Raw genomic sequence first — 477 nt, 5'->3', positions numbered from 1 at the left:
GTCGGTTTCGTTGACTTTCATGTCAGATCCTCAAGGATTGGACGTGTGCGACGCGGCGCACAACCGGCCAGCGCTTCGCAAGGAAATAGCCGGCCTCGTCGGGCGCGTGGTCCATGCCGGATGTCTTGTCGGGCTCGCCGTTGGTGTCATACGGTTGCTGCTCCATGCACTCAGTCAGCACGGGGCAGGCGTCGGTATTGACCAGCCAGCGCCTTTCGCCTTCGGCATTCAGGATCAGCGCGGAAACGGCGTTGATGCGATCGCGCACGGCGGGGTTGACGTTGTTGACGCTGACCGTGAATCCTGGCTGGCTTTGCCCGTACCCACGCAGGATGGACAGGTCCGATTCGCTGGCGTTTTTGCTGCTGGTGTTCTGGCCGCTCGCGTCGGGATAGATCGTTATCGCGTGGCCGGCATAGCGCGAGTGCAGGAGCTTCACCATGGCCGGCGTGTCGCGAACCTTGGTCACCTCGGCGA

At 62.5% G+C, this 477-nt stretch carries 1 protein-coding gene; it reads right to left on the bottom strand.

The window, feature by feature from the left end; genetic code table 11:
- Nucleotides 1-22: 22 nt before the first annotated feature.
- On the bottom strand, nt 23-477 hold a 455-nt coding region (locus AC3DEV_RS16870; protein WP_488372847.1), incomplete at its 5' end, for a phage terminase large subunit family protein.

The sequence above is a fragment of the Dietzia sp. IBK-p2-15D genome, assembly GCF_057773105.1.
Note: the sequence above shows the minus strand (reverse complement) of the source record. Positions and strands in the feature narration are given on the sequence as shown.